Origin of the sequence: Bacteroides difficilis, assembly GCF_048319815.1 — a bacterium.
Lineage (GTDB): Bacteria > Bacteroidota > Bacteroidia > Bacteroidales > Bacteroidaceae > Bacteroides > Bacteroides zhangwenhongii.
Map to the genome: position 1 here is coordinate 3,131,342 of NZ_CP182814.1, position 16,052 is coordinate 3,147,393.

The window sequence follows — 16,052 nt, forward strand, 5'->3', positions numbered from 1 at the left end:
ATCTGTTTGGTGAATACTGTTGTTTGTCGCCAGCTCCATTATACAAAAGGAACGGCATGATACAGGTGATACTTAATAGTAGTATATGATGAGCATTTCTGTGTCTTCGAGGAGCATCTTGCGGTCAGCCTTGTTCTTCCACAGCGATATGACTATGCGCGAGGGATAGAACAGTGATGCCAGAAGGACAAAGGAGATGGTGACAGCAAGCGTGAACAGATGAGGAGTGAAGACAAACACCACTGCCGCCAACGCGGCGATGCGGAATGGTGTCCGCTCCTCGTGCAGACGCTGCAGCCACCTCTCTACATCCATAAAGACAAAGAATATGGCAAACGCTATGGTGGAAGCCACTACGCCTATGTCGTTATAGTGTACACAGAGGTAGAGGAAGTGGAACACGTACAGCAGGATGAGCAGCATCAGCCGGTAGAGCTTCCTTGCTGTCACAAGCGCGGTCATGCGCAGATAGAACCGTGTCATAAACTGTCTGCGGCTTCTGTGCAGAATCATCGGCACAAAGAAGAACGCCGACATCAGGATGAGAAACAGTATCTTACTTGTCATAATATGTATAGCATGTGAATAATGGAAGTGGACTCAGGTCGGGCTGGACGACACCGTGTGTGGCAGTGGATATGATACGCTCCACATCCTCCAGTGTCAGTTCTCCCTTGATTATTCTCTGACGGAAAGCCCCGTCGGTTGTCCGAAGGCTCTTGATAGCCTGTTCCATGTCGTACTCGGCTATCTGCCACACTTGCCCTCTCGTGTAGGGGAAATGATGGTGGATGGCCTTGACCACAAGCACACGGCTGAGGATGTCGGTCATTCTGCCGTTCCTGACTATCGTGTGGTTGCGGACAGTGGCGATGCTCTCAATCTCCAGCCATGTGCGGTGACGGTCGAGAAGATGGATAATCTTCATGTAAAGCGTTTCCTTCATCAGATGGTCGGGAGTTTGCGGCATGACTTTAGCTTTGGTTGTGGACAACAGAATGGTGCGTTGTTGCGGTAGAACAGGACTGTCATCTGGCAAATGTAACTTTCAGATGAAGTCGAGCAGGACTTCCTCCTTGGGCTTCATGTATTTGAAGAATCCGTTCTTGCAGTGCAGGCTGAGGTCGAGGCATACATCTGCCGACATGTGCTCCAGCGAGTCATAGATGGTCACTTTTATCTGGCTGACCATGCCACGCTCATCGGTGGAGCCGTTGACCTTGAACATCCGTCCGAAAGAGGGGTTGGAATAGGCACAGCAGCTGTGCCCGAACTCCGTATGACGGCTTGGAATGTGGTGATAGAGGATTATCATTTCCATCTCGTCTTCGAGCATATCCATCACTTCCTCTATCGTGAAAGGGGTGTTCAACTGGAAAGTAAGAAGCACGTAATCGTCATACTTGACAGGCTTCTCCATCTTGCGCTTGTCCAGCAGTTCTGGCAACTGCAAAGGCACGACGGCAAGGAAATCATCGCAAAACTGTTCTAACATAATCGTATTCTCTGTTTGGGGTGTTTATAATCTTGTAACATAAATCTTCATCATGAGAATGGGCATATCTGACAGGCGTTGCTTGTCGAGGTGCAGCTTCTTGGCCAGGTTGTCCATCTCCTTAGGAAGCGCATCGGCTATCTTGTAGAGGTCTGCCTTGTCCTTGTCGGAGAGCACGCTCACGGAAAGGTCATCCATCGTCATGAACGGCTGCATCATCATCAGGAGGTAGGCGTGCATGGTGTGCTCGTCCTTTACCCTGCCACTTTTCAGATCCTCGATAGCTGCTTGTGCATTGCGCAGCAGACGGAGGTTGGTGCGCATGGAGAGATAAATCATGGCATCCTTGTGTGACAAATCCTTGCGGTCGGCGGCACGGAGTATCTCCCGACAGCATTGTTCGGTATTCCGTCTGATGTCACCGATGTCATCGTCAGCAAAATCCGGCAGGTATTGCAGGAAGGATTTGAAATACAAATGCTCTTCCTTGATGAAAGCGAGCAGGTCTTCCTTGCCGTGAATGCCTTGCTTGGCGGATTTTTGCAGGAACAGCAGGTAACGCTTCAGTACCGCCTGTTTACCACCTTTATTATATATAGGCAGGCTGTCCAAGGAAGCAAAGAACGGCTGTGCTTCCTTCACGGCTTGCTGTAGTTCCTCATCACCAACATGGGAAGAGGTCTGTTCTCTGAGATAGAGCAGGTCGTGAAAGGTGCGTTGCTTAGACATCGCCATACGGCACAGCTCGATGTGGATGGAGTCGTTCAACTCATGATATACCGTGAACGGGTATGAGTGGGCTTTCCTGACAGTGTCACGTGAGATGCACGATGTCACGGAATCGTCCAACACGCGCCATTCGTTGACAATCTTAACTAATGTCTGAATTGAGACCTTGTCGTTCTGTCGAAGAGTGGTCAGAAAGCCATGATACTCTCTGATGGCTTCATCGCTCGAATGGAACGACTTCGTGCCGTTTCCGTCTGAACATGCTGTCAGCATGACTACGGCAAACGCAGTGGCAATACAAATGGCAAGTCTGATACAGCCATGCGAGTTTGATTTTGCATTATGCAATATTTGCTTCATGCAATGGAGGTTGGTTTGTCCTCCGAAAAGTTGGGTTTCATATTTCATTGTTGTCATTATTTTGAGTCTGATTTTGAAATTGACGGTGCAAAGTTAATGCGTTTTAGCGATATATTTGCAAGAATGAAAGTAAGTTTAATCTTATTTGTGCATCATACTTGCGAGTATGATTTTCAATGAAATCAAGTGAAAAGAAAATGGCAAATTATCGTGTTTAAGTATGATTTTTCGTCCAAGTATGATTGTTTCTCGGAAAAATAGTGTACCTTTGCACTTGATTTCATTTAATAGCGTACAACAGTATGGCAAAAGTAGGTTACATCTTCATCGCCACCAATGGCGAAGAGTATGCAGAAGACAAGGCTTGGATGCAGCAATACGGCTGTGTACAGGTGATAGAAGAACTGTCCGAACACGAGAGGCTGCGCCCGATGTGGAAGCAGCTAATATCGAGTCTGGAGCGCGGCGACGAGCTGGTGGTGTCGAGATTCAGCAACGCACTGCGTGGCACCCGTGAACTGGCTACATTCATAGAATACTGCCGTGTGAAGGTGGTTCGCATCATCTCCATCCAAGACCGCATCGATACTTTTGACGAACTTTTTCCCGACACCAAGCCCTCACAGGTCATCCGTATGTTCGGGTCACTCTCTGAGGAGTGTGCCGTGCTGCGCAAGGCATCGGCACACATCATCCATCTGCAACAGAATATCCGGCCGCCCAAGAAGTCGGAAAGGGCACTGTCGAAGCTGGAGCGTGAGAAGAATATCGTGAACATGTACAACGAGGGGCACAGCATTGATGACATCTTCGCTATCAGTGGCTTCACAAGCCGAAGTTCCGTGTTCCGTATACTCAACAAGCATGGTGTGACGCTGAACCGTGGGCCGCACAGCGGACCATTGAAGAAAAGGAATAAAAGAGAGGAATAAGAAATGGAAGATATTAGAAAGGTTTTCACGATTCAATGGGTTGGTCCATTCGATACTTTTACGTCTTTGTCCGAGTATTTGAATGACCCAAATACTTGTGACTGTCATTTGTTCAGCTTTTATTATTGTCCGGGTAGCAAAAAAGGTAAAGGGCATCCCATTAGCAAGGATGACTATCGGTATTTTGGCCTCCATCGCTCTGGAACACCAATACATACGAGAGTGGCTCCTTGGCACGAACATTTAAGAAACTTTCGAGAACCTTTTTCTTTATGGATTGGTAGTTTTAGCGATTCGACTCAACAGACTCCACAAAACGTTGAGGACGTTGAAACAGTTTTCATTTCGACATACAAGGATGTCCTTACAGAAAACACACAAAAGAAAAAGGCAACACCTAAAGAAAGCATCTGTATCATAAACCTTTGGTATAGGTCTAATGAGAAAAGATGGTTGAATAAGAAACGAGACATCAAGATCTTCGATGATGTGCTTATTTATGAGGCAGAAAGCATGACCTATTCCAAAGGTAATTTGTCAATAGTTTAAAATATGGAAACATTCAAAGACGTTATATCAGGCGACCAACTGGTCTTGGTCGATTTCTTCGCCACATGGTGCCAGCCATGCAAGATGATGCACCCCATCCTGAAGCAGGTGAAGGAAGTGTTGGGTGACAGAATACGCATCATCAAGGTGGATGTGGACAAGTATGGGGTGGCTGCAAGCCAGTATGGCATACAGTCTGTGCCCACATTGATGCTGTTCAGACACGGCGAAGTGTTGTGGAGGACGAGCGGTGTGATGCAGAAATCAGAGTTGCTGGCAACGATTGACCCGTTTTTAAGATAAAAGAGCAGAAATGTCAAAATCTAAATTAAAGTCTGTCCTCATGTCCATGGACAAGAGTGAGATAATAAAAATGGTATTGGAACTTTATTCTGCACGGAAAGAGGCAAAGGAATATCTTGACTTCTATGCAGAGCCGAATGAGGGTCAGAAGTTGGAAGAGTACAAGCACATCATACGAGAAGAGTTCTATCCGAGCAGAAACAGAGAGCCAAAGACACGCTTCTCAGTGTGCCGCAAGGCATTGTCCGACTTCAAGAAACTGAAGCCTTCGGAAGATTCTATAGCAGAATTGATGGTGTTCTATATGGAGAACGCCTGTCAGTTCACTTACGACTATGGAGACATGTGGGAGCAATTCTATGATTCTGTTGAGAGTAATTTCGACAAGACATTGCGCCACATCGTGCTATATGACCTTTGGGACAAGTATGATTCCCGAATCAAGCAATGCCTTCGTTGGGCAAGCCCTTGTGGATGGGGATTTCCTGACGCACTGAATGATATGTATGAGGAAATGAAGGCGCATAATGAGGAACTCCGAAAGAAATACAGGAATTTCAAGATGCCCATCAACGCTGATTAATAAACGAATATACTCAAATGGGGAAACCGAAGAAAAAACATAAGAAGGCGAAACAACTACCCTTAAGCAAAGAAGAGCAGATTTATCAAGCGGCAAGAGACCTTGCAGCTGAAATTGGCATATCCTATTCTGAGGCATTAGGGTTTACCTTGGGCATAAAGGACGTAACGTATGGTTGGGAAGACGACTATACGGAAGAAGAGTTTCAGGCACTGATTGACCATGCTGTGGGAGACACTGATTATGAGCACACCCTCTATTGAATCATCTACACGAGAGGAACGTTTGGATTACGTTCTGAATGAATGGAAATGCCTACACAACTGTGAGATATGCGGCAAATGCCATGTTCTGAAAGGCAGAAGTGAGGAAATGCTCTATGCCGACTATATTGACGGCAAGCGGTCATATATGGATATAACACTGGAAATAAGAAGTAACAGATAATGATGTCACAGAAATACATATATCCATCGTTGTTCCAGGAGGAGGATCCGCATGAGAGCATTCCTTCTGAGAAAACAGAGTACGACCTGACCAATCTCTTTGAGAGGCTGGCAAAGTCTGACTTTCGCAGCCGTTTCCATCTGTCCAAGAAAGACAGGGAGTATGTAATGGAAAAGGGATTGCCGACGATACGAAAACACGCAGAGGACTTTGTGGCAAAAAGACTTGCTCCGGCTGTCATACCGAACGACGGCAAACAGACTCCAATGCACGGGCATCCTGTTTTCCTGGCTCAACATGCCACTGGCTGTTGTTGCAGGGGATGCTTCTTCAAGTGGCATCACATCCCAGCAGGCAGGGCACTGACCAAGGAAGAACAGGAATATGCTGTTGCCGTATTGATGGCATGGATTGAAAAGCAGATGAATAAAGGATGAAGATAGAAGAAGCCATAATATATGTGATGGTAAAGCGAAATGGCGGCATGACAACTGACCAGATTGCCGATGCCATCAATCGTCATGGGCTGCACCTGAGAAAGGACGGTCAGCCTGTGACAAGCAAGCAGGTGTATGCAACAATCTGCCGTTTCCCTGAAATGTTCACAAAAGAAGCTGGCAGAATCATGTTAATGATATGACGTAACGATATGACAATAGATACAACCAACATGTGCTCACACCTTCAGAAGAAGTTGTTTGAACCAGAAGGTGTGTATTATCCTATATGGCAAGCCATGCAGGATGATGAGACCTTGACGGCTGTGGTGCGAAGCAGGCAGCTGCACATATACAGGAATGGGAAGAAGATCCTCGTTCTGGCAGGCAAGGCACAACCGAAAGTAATACGAGAAGATAAGTTGAATGAATTGATAACACAATAAAAAGAAGTAAGAATGAAATCATTTGGACAAAAATCGTGGATGCTTCCACAGCCGGTACTGATTATCGGCACATACGACAAGAACGGCAAGCCCAATGCAATGAACGCTGCTTGGGGCGGTCAATGGGACGCAAAGGAGATTATGATTGCCATGGGCGCACATGCCACTACGGAGAACCTGAACAACTGCCCCGACTTCACCGTGGCATTTGCTACAAAGCAGACCATGGTGGCAGCAGATTTCGTAGGCATCGTATCTGCCAAGAACGATGCGGATAAGATGGCGAAGACAGGTTGGAACGTCGAGAAGGCAGAGAATATCAACGCTCCCGTCTTTACAGACTTCCCCATGACATTGGAATGTCGCATCAAAGAGAAAATCGATGAGTCACCAGAGGGTTATTATATCGTGGCAGAGATAGTAAACATTCTCGTAGATGAAAAGTATCTTGCCGAGAATGGCAAGCCAGATATGGAGAAGATGGAACTCATCGTGTTCGATCCCATACATCACGGCTACATTGAGCTTGGCAAGACAGTTGGTCACGCATTCTCAGACGGTAAGGCTTTGAAGGGATGATACTCAGATACATCTTCCATAGCGGCTTCTTGCTTGAAACGTCTCAATGCATCCTGGTATTTGACTACTGGATGGATCCTGCTGGTGTCATGAGTGTGTACATGAATACATGTAAACCTGTGTACGTGTTTTCAAGTCACTTCCATGAAGACCACTTCACAAAAGAAATCTTCAAGTGGAAGAATCGCATTCCCAATGTCACATACATTCTGTCAAAGGACATACTCAAACGAAGAAGAGCTCAGAAAGAGGATGCAGATGTTTGGATGGTAAAAGGAACAGTCTGGGAAGATGAGTATCTGAAAGTGACAGCAACAGGCAGTAACGATAGCGGTGTAAGCTGGATAGTAGAAACTGAAGGAAAAACTATCTTTCACGCAGGAGACCTATGCAACTGGTACGCACGCTTCCTCGCCGACAACACACCTGAAGGAGAGGTCTTCAGCGAAGAGTTCGGTCAATATATCAATCCTGTGGCGGAGGAAAAGCGATTCCTTGGTGAACTTAAAGACATTCGAAAGATAACTGATTCCTTTGACCTCGTGATGTTTCCTGTGGACGGACGCATCGGTAACGGCTATACGCTGGGAGGAAGGCAGTTTATTGAACGTTTCAAGGTTGGAATGTTTGTCCCGATGCACTTTGTCATGAGTGGATTTGAGAGTGTATGGCGCATGGAACCTTTCTGCAAAGAGAAGGAAGTTCCCTTTTGGTGTATCGAGCATGAAGGAGACAGCATAACAATTTCATAATCAAATCATCAAAACAATGGACGCAAAAGAAAAAGTATTGGCAACAATGAAGGAGGCTGGTCAGCCTCTCAACGCAGGTAAAATCGCAGAACTCAGCGGTCTCGACCGCAAAGAGGTTGATTCTGCAATGAAACAGTTGAAGGCAGAGGGTGCAATCGTCTCTCCTGTGCGTTGCAAATGGGCACCTGCAGAGTAAGGTTTATACTGCTGTCTTGAAATATAGGCAGCAGTATCTTTAGTTTTTATCAAAATGTTAAGGTGAGGAATCTGAATATCCTTGCCTACGGACATGAATATCCGCTGCATCTTTTTGGGGTAAGGTGCAGACGTGTGGCTGTCAGCGTATCTTGGATTAGAAACGCTTAGCGGTCACGGCGAAAGTCATTTCGTCTCTCTCCGCCGAACAAAGCTCTGAGCACATTGCCCAAAGCTCCGAACACGAAGCAGCAAACGATGATTGCAACAATATCGTCCATAAGCATTTTCTGTTTTATGGGTTATACACTATTATGAAGATTCACTATGTCCAAGCCCTGCTGCTTGGCTTCTCTGACGGTGTAGAATGTGCCGCCCTTGGGATTGCCATTGAAGTAGGCAATGAGCCGTGAACTGCGGTTGACCATGTAGTCGTTGCGCCTCAGAAGGCAGCCATTATAGTATCGCTCGCTCAATACGACCACGTCATCCACGATGCGTAGGATGGCATCATATTTGGCTTGCTCTTCCTTGCCCCACCTATCAGACTGACCACGGAACGGCACAACGGCTATCACCTGCAAGTCCTTCAACTCGCATTGCAACGAAAGGGCGGCTTCTGCCGCCAGCAGGTCAAATCCCATTGCCATGCCACAATAGAAATACCGAGTATAATAGTATAAAGTATTTACTAAGGGGATTATCGACTACGAATAGTAAAGTAGTACAATAGTATTTACTACGATTAGTTGAGTTCATAGAAGAGATAGCGGTATCATCGTCTGTCCGGCGATGATACCGCGCGGCACTCATGTGTCATGCCGCTTTAGGTATTCGGTCATTGCCTCATTGACAATATTACGCAAGGACATCCCTTTCTTGATGGCGAGGTACTTCATCTTCGTGTGGATGCTCTTGTTGATAAGGAAATTGCAATGCACCGGCACTTCTGTAGTCTCAGAAACAGACACTGGTGGGGCTTGTGTGTTTTCTGTGACTATCTGCTCTTTACTCGGCTTCTTGGTGGAAGAAAGGAGTCCGTTGAGACCGCCTTTCATTCCCTCTTTCAACATACTGCTCTTGCTCATGGCCATACTATTTTAGTTTCAACACTTCCTTTGCCAAAGACATGTAATCACTGGCACCATTGGACTTGGGATTATACTCAAAGATAGTCTTGCCGTTGATGGGGGCTTCTGCCAAAGCCACATTGTCACGGATGACGGTCTTGAAGACTTTCTCGTGAAAACTGTCATTGACGATTTCCCTCACGCTTCGGTTCAACGTCTTGCGGCGGTCGAACTGCGTGATGACAATGCCGCCCACTTTGAGGTTGGGATTAAGCCGCTCCTGAACGATGCGGATAATATCCATCAACTTTGCCATACCTCTCATGGCAAGGTATTGTGCTTGAACAGGGATGATGATGTAGTCTGCTGCGGTGAGGGCATTCAAGGTCAGCAAGCCCAATGATGGTGGGCAGTCGATGATGATGTAGTCGAAATGCTCTTTGGCGATGGCTTTGGTGATAAGTCCCTTCAAGATAAGTTCCCGTCCCGGCTCACTGATAAGCTCTGACTCAGCCGCTGAAAGGTCAAGACAAGAAGGAACAACCGTGATGCCATTGTGCAACTTGACCAACGGCAAGGTGTACTGTCCACACATTGCGCCATAGACTGTCTGTTCTTCCTCGATGGACAATCCCAAGGCTTCTGTGAGGTTAGCTTGTCCATCCATGTCAATAGCCAAGACGTGCTTCATACTCAGTTGCAGAGCTGCCGCAAGGTTTACTGCGGTCGTACTTTTCCCTACGCCTCCTTTGTGATTTAGAATTGCAATTATCTGTGTCATAACGCGATACTACTATTAGTGAATACTACTTTACTATTCTGCTACTGATAGTACATACTAACCATAGTAAAATAGGATTTACTACGATTAGTACGTACTACTCTTAGTCAATACAACCCTCAGAATGGAAGGTCTTCGCTCTTGTCCTGCGGTGCATCGGCTGGCGGTACGGGAGCCTCGCCCTCTGCCTTGGCTGCCTTACGTGCCTTTGTTGCTGGGGTGTCGGCGGCATCTGCATTTTGACCGTTGTCAAAAGCCTTCCCTGCATTGACAAAGGCGATGGAGTCAGCTATGATGCTATGCTGTATGTGGTTCTCTCCGTTGCGGTCTGTCCAAATGGAAGAAGTCAGTGTGCCTTCCACAAGCACCATACGACCCTTGGTGAGGTATTCAGCCAAGCGGATATGGTTCTCCTTGCTGCTCTTCACCCTTACCCAAGTGGTGATTTGCTTGCCCTTACTGTAGTCGTCCACTGCGATGTCAACAGCCATGAATGTTCCGTGTGTACCTGTGATGACGCGGCAATCCTTTGCTCCGATGCGTCCGATAGTGTGAGTGTAAATCATAATGTAAAAATGTTATAGTGGCAAGTTGGTTAGGCTTGCCGTTACCTTGTTATTAATATCCTTTCTTCGTCTGCCTTGTATTGGCGACAAAAGACTTGTTGCTGCCTGTGAGACTGATAGAGCCGCAATTAACAAACTCTCCGTCGGAATATACCCTGTACTTCTGTCCGCTTACCTCATGCTTCTGTTTGATGCGCTCTCGCATCCACTTCTTGGCTGCGGTCAATGAGCAAAAGGTCTCGCTCTCCTTGGTAGTCTCGTCATATACGATGCACTGGGTCATACATGCTCCTCCTTCATCCATGCACCTATACTCGACGTGACATAGTCCAACTGACCGCCAAATATGTCGCTTGGCTCTATGTCGTATTGTCCATCCCTCACTTCCTTGTCCTCTCCGAGAAGCGACAAGTTGCCGTCAGAATCCAAACGTGCCGCATCTATGACTATATCACGAGGCTCGTCAAAGAGATAACCTGCCACGATGGGCTGCTCTCCCTCGAAATGCACCTCAAAGCCTCCGTCCACCTCCGTGCCGTACTTGCGAAGAGCCGCTTTCAGCTCGTCCTGCTCCCGGTGCTGCAATGCCAGGAGTTGTCCGTGGATGGTGAGGTCTTTAAGTTCCGCCTCTCGTTGGGTGTGAGTCGCCTCGCCGGTCTTGCGGTCGATGTCGTACTTGTGGTAAACCACTGGGATATGGTCTGCCGATGTGACAAGCCATGTGATGTTGTTCACTGAGAAGCCCTGTCTGGTGAGGAACTCCTCGATGTCAGAGCCGATAAGATGGTCGGCTACGTCAAGATACTCGATGCGTGCGTCAGCATCATGCAGGATGATAATCTTCATTGCCTTTCAATTTTAGTGATACAAATAAGTTTGTCGCCCATGTCGCTGGACTTGGTTTAACTACGTTGAAGAAACTTACGCTCAGCATAGTGGATAAATTCCCTCTGCGTTCGCTTAACCGTTTCTTTCTTCCCTCCTTTCGAGACCTTTCAGCCTGTGGAGGGATATTTTCTGCTCCCAAAAGCCGCAAGAAAAGACATAAAGACAAATTATGTGTGAAGAATACTCTTTTCCGAGGAAAAGGAAGATTGTTCACAGTCACAAGACCTCAAGCAGAATTTGACGATTGTCTCAGACGCGGCTAACTTTGCAGGAAATATGCCTACCACTGCGCTGATTGGAAGAAGATTATTGATATTGGCTGCAAGAGGAATGATGTGTTATATATAAAGAGGTAAGAAGAAAGATTGAAACAGTAAGGGTGGGCTGTGAAGCGTTTGCAGGTCTGCTGTACCGGCATAAAGCGAGTGTGTTGGCTGACCGGGATGCAAGTCATCAAAGCTTCTGCCTTGATAGCTTGTAGCACGGACAGACTATTCTCTCGCGTCGGTACTTCGGCATACTGTCAGCTTTGGCTAATAGCAACGTGTTGCCATCAGCCAAGGATGTCTGTATGACGACAGACCATGTAACGCTTCGCTAAGGTGTGGGGCGTAGCAGTATAATTAAGAGGTAGATAGTAACGTATATCAGGTAAGAAGAGACAGTTGCGTAACGGACAAATCGGGCACTCTTGTCAGCATGACAAATGTGCCTTGTCCTTGCCGCAGGACACTGAGGCAGATTGGACGTAGCAGACATGTCTGCCACATTCAATATGCCTGAGTGGACAAGAACTGGCTCTTGTATAGCAGAAGAAATATTGTAAAACAGTTGATTAGTGGTAAAAGTGGTATGGGTGGGCAGAATGGCATTACACGGTCATTGCCGAAGCCCGATAATGGGACAGCCAGACAGCAATAAAGGCAGTTATCAGAAGTGGCAGTTTCTGATAGTGCCATTGTAGGCACCTGTCACATGGGCATTCGTGCGGTGTCCGTACAGTAATGCCGTTCTGAAGGTGTGGGGCGAAGCGGTACAACGCATATGGACGGACACGCCGATTATAGCAGAAGATATTTTGCAGTCAAAGAGAAGAAGAACAGTAAAGCAGGCGTGGGTGGGTAGTGAAGCTGGCGCCAAGATTGACGGTCTGAACATCAAGGCGAGTGGATAGCCAGTAAAGGACACAATTATCAGAAGCCTCGGCTTCGGCATCTTGTGGCATAGATGGCAGTCCTCTCGCGTTCAGACCTTGGCGTTCAGTCTTTCTTGGCTAATAGCGACCTTGTTGCCATCAGCCAGGAATGTCTATATGCCAACCATCTTGGTGACGCTTCGCAAATGGAGAGGGACGAAGTGGTTAGGGTAAAATGAAGACGGCATCGCCGATATAATCGATGACTGAACGAAGGCTTTATCTGAGGAGATAAACGCTATAACAGCATATTGATATCCCTGAGCAAAACAAAAGCGACCCGAAGGTCGCCTTGTTATGGAGAGGAAAGGCTATTTCTTGCCTTTCTTGGTTGCTGGCTTGGCCGGCTCTTCCGCAGGAGTCTCCTCCTTGTCGGGACACTCGTAGAACTTGGTTGCAACCATGATGATTCTGGAGTGCTTCACGCCATCCTTGTCTGTCCATTCCTCTGGCTTGAAGAAACCCTCGACGGTGAGCAACGTGCCTTTTGTGAGCTTGTCGAATGATTCGGTGTGCTCGTTCTTGCGCCATGCTTCCATATTCATGAAAGCCGATACGCGGTTGGTTTCCTCGCCGTTCTTCTCCTGACGGCCTACTGCCAATGAGAAGCGTGCTACGCTGGCGTTTGCGAACTGACGGATTTCTGCATCCTTACCTACGAAACCTGAAACTGTGAAGTTGTTCTCGATCTTTTTCATTTTGAATTGAATTTAAAAGTGAAACTTAATTTTTACATGCATTCAAAAGCAGGGATGTGACACCATGTGGGAAGCACCATGAAAATCGTTCGCAATACTCTTTTTCTTGTTGGCGATGAACGACAGAGAGGAAGAAAAAGGAAGATTACGCACTATTTTATTGGTCACAGCGATAGCGGCCACACAAGAAGGAGGAAGTCCTTCGCAGCATCACGCTACCTTTGCATGGTAAAAATAAGTGGCTTTCAAATAACTCAATTCAGAAAAAGACGGGGCCAAACAATGGAACAAAGGTTGTAAGCAAGGAGGCAATCCGTATGCAACTGACAGAGGCACTGCTATGGCGGTATGCCTGGAGTAACGAAGCGGGAAATCCGACCTTACAGCTGTATCAGCAGAAGATGGAGGAGCATGAACAATGATGCACAATGAACGACAAGCCACAAAGGTGCAGCTTACCAACAGAGGCATCAAGCCAAAGGAGGATAGACATCAGAGGATTGGCGATAACACTCTCATCATGCCAAAGCCAAGTTCTGTGTCCGACAAGGAAGAGTTGCAAAAGACAGACGAGTAAAACCAAAAGGCGAAATAACCATTCCTATAACAAGGTAAAGAGACGCTTAAAACGGCGAAGGGACTTTGGCGACGTGTAGCTATACAGCTGTCGAAGCATAGCTTCTATAACAGGACTGGAGCAAGTGAGCAAACCGCACAACTTGCTCCTAAGATATTTCAGTTACAACAACCATAACCTCATTGGAGGATTGTCCTAAAAGAGTTTTTGCAGTCAAAGGAGAGGTTGTAAATTAAACTGTGTCAACAAAGGGAATGAATAAAATATTAACTTTGCAAACACAGTTTATTTATGAGCGAAGAATTTGATTTTGAAAGTATCAAGAACAAGGCCATCGAACAGCTAAAAGCCGGTAAGCCCTTGTTGGGAAAGGATGGAGCGTTTGCTCCCTTATTGGAGAGTATTTTAAATGCGGCCCTTGAAGGCGAGATGGATGCCCATCTCTCCGATGAAGAGCGTATGAGTGGCAATCGTCGTAACGGAAAGATGCGGAAGCAGGTACAGACTTCCATGGGTGAAGTGACCGTATCTACTCCGCGTGACCGCAATGCCACGTTTGAGCCTCAATTTATAAAGAAGCGTGAGACCATTCTTGCCGAGGGTGTTGCAGACCGCATCATCGGGCTTTATGCTTTGGGAAACAGCACACGTGAGATAAGCGACTGGATGGAAGAGAATCTGGGTAACCGTGTATCTGCCGAGACAATCAGTTCCATCACCGACCGTGTACTTCCGGAGATAAAGGCATGGCGTTCCCGGAGTCTGGACCCGGTTTATCCGATAGTCTGGCTCGACGCCATTCATTACAAGGTAATGGATGACAGAGGTTGTGCCGTCAGCCGTGCGATCTACAATGTCCTGGCTATAGACAAGGAAGGACGTAAGGACTTACTTGGCATGTATATCTCTAAAAATGAGGGCGCAAACTTCTGGCTGAATGTGTTGACCGATTTACAGAACCGTGGCGTGCGTGACATCCTCATAGCTTGTGTCGACGGTTTGAAAGGCTTCCCCGATGCCATCCAAAGCGTGTTCCCCAATACCGTCGTCCAACTCTGTATCGTCCATCAGATACGCAATTCCGTCAAGTATGTCGGCAGCAAACATCAAAAAGAGTTCATGAAAGACCTGAGACGTGTCTATGGCGCTGTAAGCAAGGAAGCCGCGGAAACAGAGCTTCTTAATCTGGATGAGAAATGGGGTGAGAAATATCCGATTGTCATCAGGTCATGGCAGGACAACTGGGAAAGGCTTGCTGAATACTTCCAGTTTACACCGGATATACGCCGCATGATATATACCACCAATACTGTCGAGGGCTATCATCGCCAAGTACGGAAAGTTACAAAAAACAAGGGCGTATTCCCTAATGATACCGCCCTTGAGAAGCTTGTCTACCTCGCTTACCGCAACATACGCAAGAAATGGACCATGCCCATTGCTAATTGGGCGGCCATCGCTGGGCAATTAGCGATAAAGTTTGGAGATAGATTTAAATTATTGTAATTTTACGCTCGTCGGGACGGGTGGTCCCGCCCCTTGGCGCTGGCCGCTCCCCGACCGATGAGTTTGAAAGGAAAATAGAGCATGACACAGTTTATTTTACGCCCCCGTCAAAGGAAGAAAGAGTCTGCAAGCACATAGCCAACAGACTCTCTCCTGATTATTCACAGATGACAACATCATCCTTGTACTCCGTCACTTCCTTGCCGTTGATGAGCTGGACAATGACCTCACAACCCAAGTCCTCGACAATCGTTCCCTCTGTCTGACCTCTTCGGGGATAAAGCAAGGTGCAGAAACACCCTACAACGCCGTCCAACTGCTCCATGTCTATCGTTGCCATATCCGTTCCTCCTTGTTAGCCGAATGTGATTGGATTGATGCAGAAGTTCGTGTCCTCTGCCTCATACTCGTATTCATTGATGAAGTCAATCATCTTCTGTTCGTTTCTTCCGTCCTGTGAGATACCTGTCTTTTCACACCACAACTTGATGGCATCACCAAAGGTGGAGTAAGCACCCTCACAATCCTCAAAGAGTTCTCCGTATGCAGTGACATAGCACTCTTCGGGGAAGAAGTCGTTCTCATCGTGCGTATAGAAGATGTCGCAACCTGGCTCAATCTCTCGGCAACTGATTGAAAGTTCGTCGCCAAGTGCCTTGTTCACCTCCTCAAAGAACAAGTCGCAGGAAGACCAAGCACTTTCGGTGTCAAAGGACAAGAGGGCATAATCGTCTTCCACGTTCTCCTCATACTCTGCCCAATAGATGTGTCCTCTCACCGAGATGCCTTTCTTCTCGTAGTCAATGCCATAGTGTTCTGCCAAGAGATACAGATACACATTCTTACTGTTCACCTCCAACTCTTGGAGTGTGTTCCAAAGGTCTGCCACGGCTTTGCGTGAGCCTGTCACCTTGTACTGAGTGTCGCAAATGTTAGCCATAAGATAATATTTTATTTTCTTCCC

25 protein-coding genes and 1 pseudogene are annotated in these 16,052 nt (G+C 47.0%); 13 read left to right on the forward strand and 13 right to left on the reverse strand.

Annotated elements, in window-relative coordinates; translation table 11 throughout:
* Positions 1–72: 72 nt before the first annotated feature.
* Genes ACNOGP_RS11750 through ACNOGP_RS11765 form a run of 4 tightly spaced genes read right to left on the reverse strand, consistent with a single transcriptional unit; the run spans position 73 to position 2,632 of the window.
* Positions 73–567: a hypothetical protein gene (locus ACNOGP_RS11750; RefSeq protein ID WP_044917835.1), complete on the reverse strand. Its 495-nt coding sequence runs from the start codon at positions 565–567 to the stop codon at positions 73–75.
* On the reverse strand, positions 557–1,039 hold the full coding sequence (locus ACNOGP_RS11755; protein WP_225449529.1) for a hypothetical protein: 483 nt from the start codon (positions 1,037–1,039) through the stop codon (positions 557–559). The genes ACNOGP_RS11750 and ACNOGP_RS11755 overlap by 11 nt, the downstream gene beginning before the upstream one ends.
* Positions 1,040–1,048: 9 nt before the next feature.
* Positions 1,049–1,495: a hypothetical protein gene (locus tag ACNOGP_RS11760; RefSeq protein WP_004319947.1), complete on the reverse strand. Its 447-nt coding sequence runs from the start codon at positions 1,493–1,495 to the stop codon at positions 1,049–1,051.
* A gap of 24 nt (positions 1,496–1,519) precedes the next feature.
* Positions 1,520–2,632 (reverse strand): hypothetical protein, encoded by a 1,113-nt coding sequence (locus tag ACNOGP_RS11765; protein WP_004319943.1) that lies wholly within the window; start codon positions 2,630–2,632, stop codon positions 1,520–1,522.
* 254 nt (positions 2,633–2,886) lie between these two features.
* Here ACNOGP_RS11765 and ACNOGP_RS11770 point away from each other — a divergent pair, with 254 nt between their 5' ends.
* The 11 genes from ACNOGP_RS11770 (at position 2,887) to ACNOGP_RS11820 (ending at position 7,808) form a co-directional block, all read left to right on the forward strand.
* Positions 2,887–3,516: a recombinase family protein gene (locus ACNOGP_RS11770; protein WP_004319940.1), complete on the forward strand. Its 630-nt coding sequence runs from the start codon at positions 2,887–2,889 to the stop codon at positions 3,514–3,516.
* A 3-nt stretch (positions 3,517–3,519) separates the two neighbouring features.
* Complete coding sequence (locus ACNOGP_RS11775) at positions 3,520–4,065, forward strand: hypothetical protein (protein ID WP_060451179.1); 546 nt, start codon at positions 3,520–3,522, stop codon at positions 4,063–4,065.
* Positions 4,066–4,068: 3 nt separating this feature from the next.
* Positions 4,069–4,368: a thioredoxin gene (gene trxA, locus ACNOGP_RS11780; RefSeq protein ID WP_004319936.1), complete on the forward strand. Its 300-nt coding sequence runs from the start codon at positions 4,069–4,071 to the stop codon at positions 4,366–4,368.
* A gap of 10 nt (positions 4,369–4,378) precedes the next feature.
* On the forward strand, positions 4,379–4,951 hold the full coding sequence (locus ACNOGP_RS11785) for a DUF6155 family protein (protein ID WP_044917833.1): 573 nt from the start codon (positions 4,379–4,381) through the stop codon (positions 4,949–4,951).
* Positions 4,952–4,968: 17 nt separating this feature from the next.
* Complete coding sequence (locus ACNOGP_RS11790; RefSeq protein ID WP_004319932.1) at positions 4,969–5,214, forward strand: hypothetical protein; 246 nt, start codon at positions 4,969–4,971, stop codon at positions 5,212–5,214.
* A gap of 183 nt (positions 5,215–5,397) precedes the next feature.
* A complete protein-coding gene (locus ACNOGP_RS11795; RefSeq protein ID WP_004319930.1) occupies positions 5,398–5,835 on the forward strand; it encodes a DUF4186 domain-containing protein in 438 nt (145 codons plus the stop codon).
* Positions 5,832–6,038, forward strand: coding sequence for a hypothetical protein (locus ACNOGP_RS11800; protein WP_004319927.1), 207 nt, complete (start codon positions 5,832–5,834; stop codon positions 6,036–6,038). Before ACNOGP_RS11795 ends, ACNOGP_RS11800 begins: the two co-directional genes overlap by 4 nt.
* A 9-nt stretch (positions 6,039–6,047) precedes the next feature.
* Positions 6,048–6,281: a hypothetical protein gene (locus ACNOGP_RS11805; RefSeq protein WP_060451178.1), complete on the forward strand. Its 234-nt coding sequence runs from the start codon at positions 6,048–6,050 to the stop codon at positions 6,279–6,281.
* A gap of 12 nt (positions 6,282–6,293) precedes the next feature.
* A complete protein-coding gene (locus ACNOGP_RS11810) occupies positions 6,294–6,860 on the forward strand; it encodes a flavin reductase family protein (protein WP_004319925.1) in 567 nt (188 codons plus the stop codon).
* Entirely contained in the window at positions 6,857–7,612 is a 756-nt protein-coding gene (locus ACNOGP_RS11815; protein ID WP_004319924.1) for an MBL fold metallo-hydrolase, read from the forward strand. Before ACNOGP_RS11810 ends, ACNOGP_RS11815 begins: the two co-directional genes overlap by 4 nt.
* Before the next feature lie 16 nt (positions 7,613–7,628).
* Positions 7,629–7,808, forward strand: a complete 180-nt coding sequence (locus ACNOGP_RS11820; RefSeq protein ID WP_004319923.1) for a transcriptional regulator — start codon at positions 7,629–7,631, stop codon at positions 7,806–7,808.
* 301 nt (positions 7,809–8,109) lie between these two features.
* On the opposite strand, the pseudogene ACNOGP_RS11825 reads toward ACNOGP_RS11820, so the two are convergent.
* The 6 genes and pseudogenes from ACNOGP_RS11825 to ACNOGP_RS11850 all read right to left on the reverse strand — a co-directional run.
* A pseudogene (locus tag ACNOGP_RS11825) lies at positions 8,110–8,475 on the reverse strand (SLOG family protein); the annotation flags it as partial.
* A gap of 141 nt (positions 8,476–8,616) precedes the next feature.
* Positions 8,617–8,895 (reverse strand): hypothetical protein, encoded by a 279-nt coding sequence (locus tag ACNOGP_RS11830; protein WP_004319919.1) that lies wholly within the window; start codon positions 8,893–8,895, stop codon positions 8,617–8,619.
* A 7-nt stretch (positions 8,896–8,902) separates the two neighbouring features.
* Positions 8,903–9,658 (reverse strand): ParA family protein, encoded by a 756-nt coding sequence (locus ACNOGP_RS11835; RefSeq protein ID WP_004319917.1) that lies wholly within the window; start codon positions 9,656–9,658, stop codon positions 8,903–8,905.
* A gap of 119 nt (positions 9,659–9,777) precedes the next feature.
* The gene (locus ACNOGP_RS11840; RefSeq protein WP_004319915.1) at positions 9,778–10,224 is read right to left on the reverse strand and encodes a single-stranded DNA-binding protein; all 447 of its coding nucleotides are present in this window, start codon (positions 10,222–10,224) and stop codon (positions 9,778–9,780) included.
* A 52-nt stretch (positions 10,225–10,276) separates the two neighbouring features.
* Positions 10,277–10,507: a hypothetical protein gene (locus ACNOGP_RS11845; protein WP_004319914.1), complete on the reverse strand. Its 231-nt coding sequence runs from the start codon at positions 10,505–10,507 to the stop codon at positions 10,277–10,279.
* Positions 10,504–11,070 (reverse strand): hypothetical protein, encoded by a 567-nt coding sequence (locus ACNOGP_RS11850; protein ID WP_004319912.1) that lies wholly within the window; start codon positions 11,068–11,070, stop codon positions 10,504–10,506. Before ACNOGP_RS11850 ends, ACNOGP_RS11845 begins: the two co-directional genes overlap by 4 nt.
* Positions 11,071–12,097: 1,027 nt before the next feature.
* Here ACNOGP_RS11850 and ACNOGP_RS11855 point away from each other — a divergent pair.
* Positions 12,098–12,286, forward strand: a complete 189-nt coding sequence (locus ACNOGP_RS11855) for a hypothetical protein (RefSeq protein ID WP_225449525.1) — start codon at positions 12,098–12,100, stop codon at positions 12,284–12,286.
* Between the two features lie 332 nt (positions 12,287–12,618).
* On the opposite strand, the gene ACNOGP_RS11860 is transcribed toward ACNOGP_RS11855, so the two are convergent.
* On the reverse strand, positions 12,619–13,005 hold the full coding sequence (locus ACNOGP_RS11860; RefSeq protein ID WP_004319910.1) for a single-stranded DNA-binding protein: 387 nt from the start codon (positions 13,003–13,005) through the stop codon (positions 12,619–12,621).
* Positions 13,006–13,873: 868 nt separating this feature from the next.
* Here ACNOGP_RS11860 and ACNOGP_RS11865 point away from each other — a divergent pair.
* The gene (locus ACNOGP_RS11865) at positions 13,874–15,088 is read left to right on the forward strand and encodes an IS256 family transposase (protein ID WP_121765586.1); all 1,215 of its coding nucleotides are present in this window, start codon (positions 13,874–13,876) and stop codon (positions 15,086–15,088) included.
* A 157-nt stretch (positions 15,089–15,245) separates the two neighbouring features.
* Here the strand turns inward: ACNOGP_RS11865 and ACNOGP_RS11870 are convergent, their stop codons facing one another.
* Both ACNOGP_RS11870 and ACNOGP_RS11875 read right to left on the reverse strand, forming a co-directional pair.
* Complete coding sequence (locus tag ACNOGP_RS11870) at positions 15,246–15,428, reverse strand: hypothetical protein (protein WP_004319908.1); 183 nt, start codon at positions 15,426–15,428, stop codon at positions 15,246–15,248.
* A gap of 15 nt (positions 15,429–15,443) precedes the next feature.
* On the reverse strand, positions 15,444–16,028 hold the full coding sequence (locus ACNOGP_RS11875; protein WP_060451177.1) for a hypothetical protein: 585 nt from the start codon (positions 16,026–16,028) through the stop codon (positions 15,444–15,446).
* Positions 16,029–16,052 lie beyond the last annotated feature (24 nt).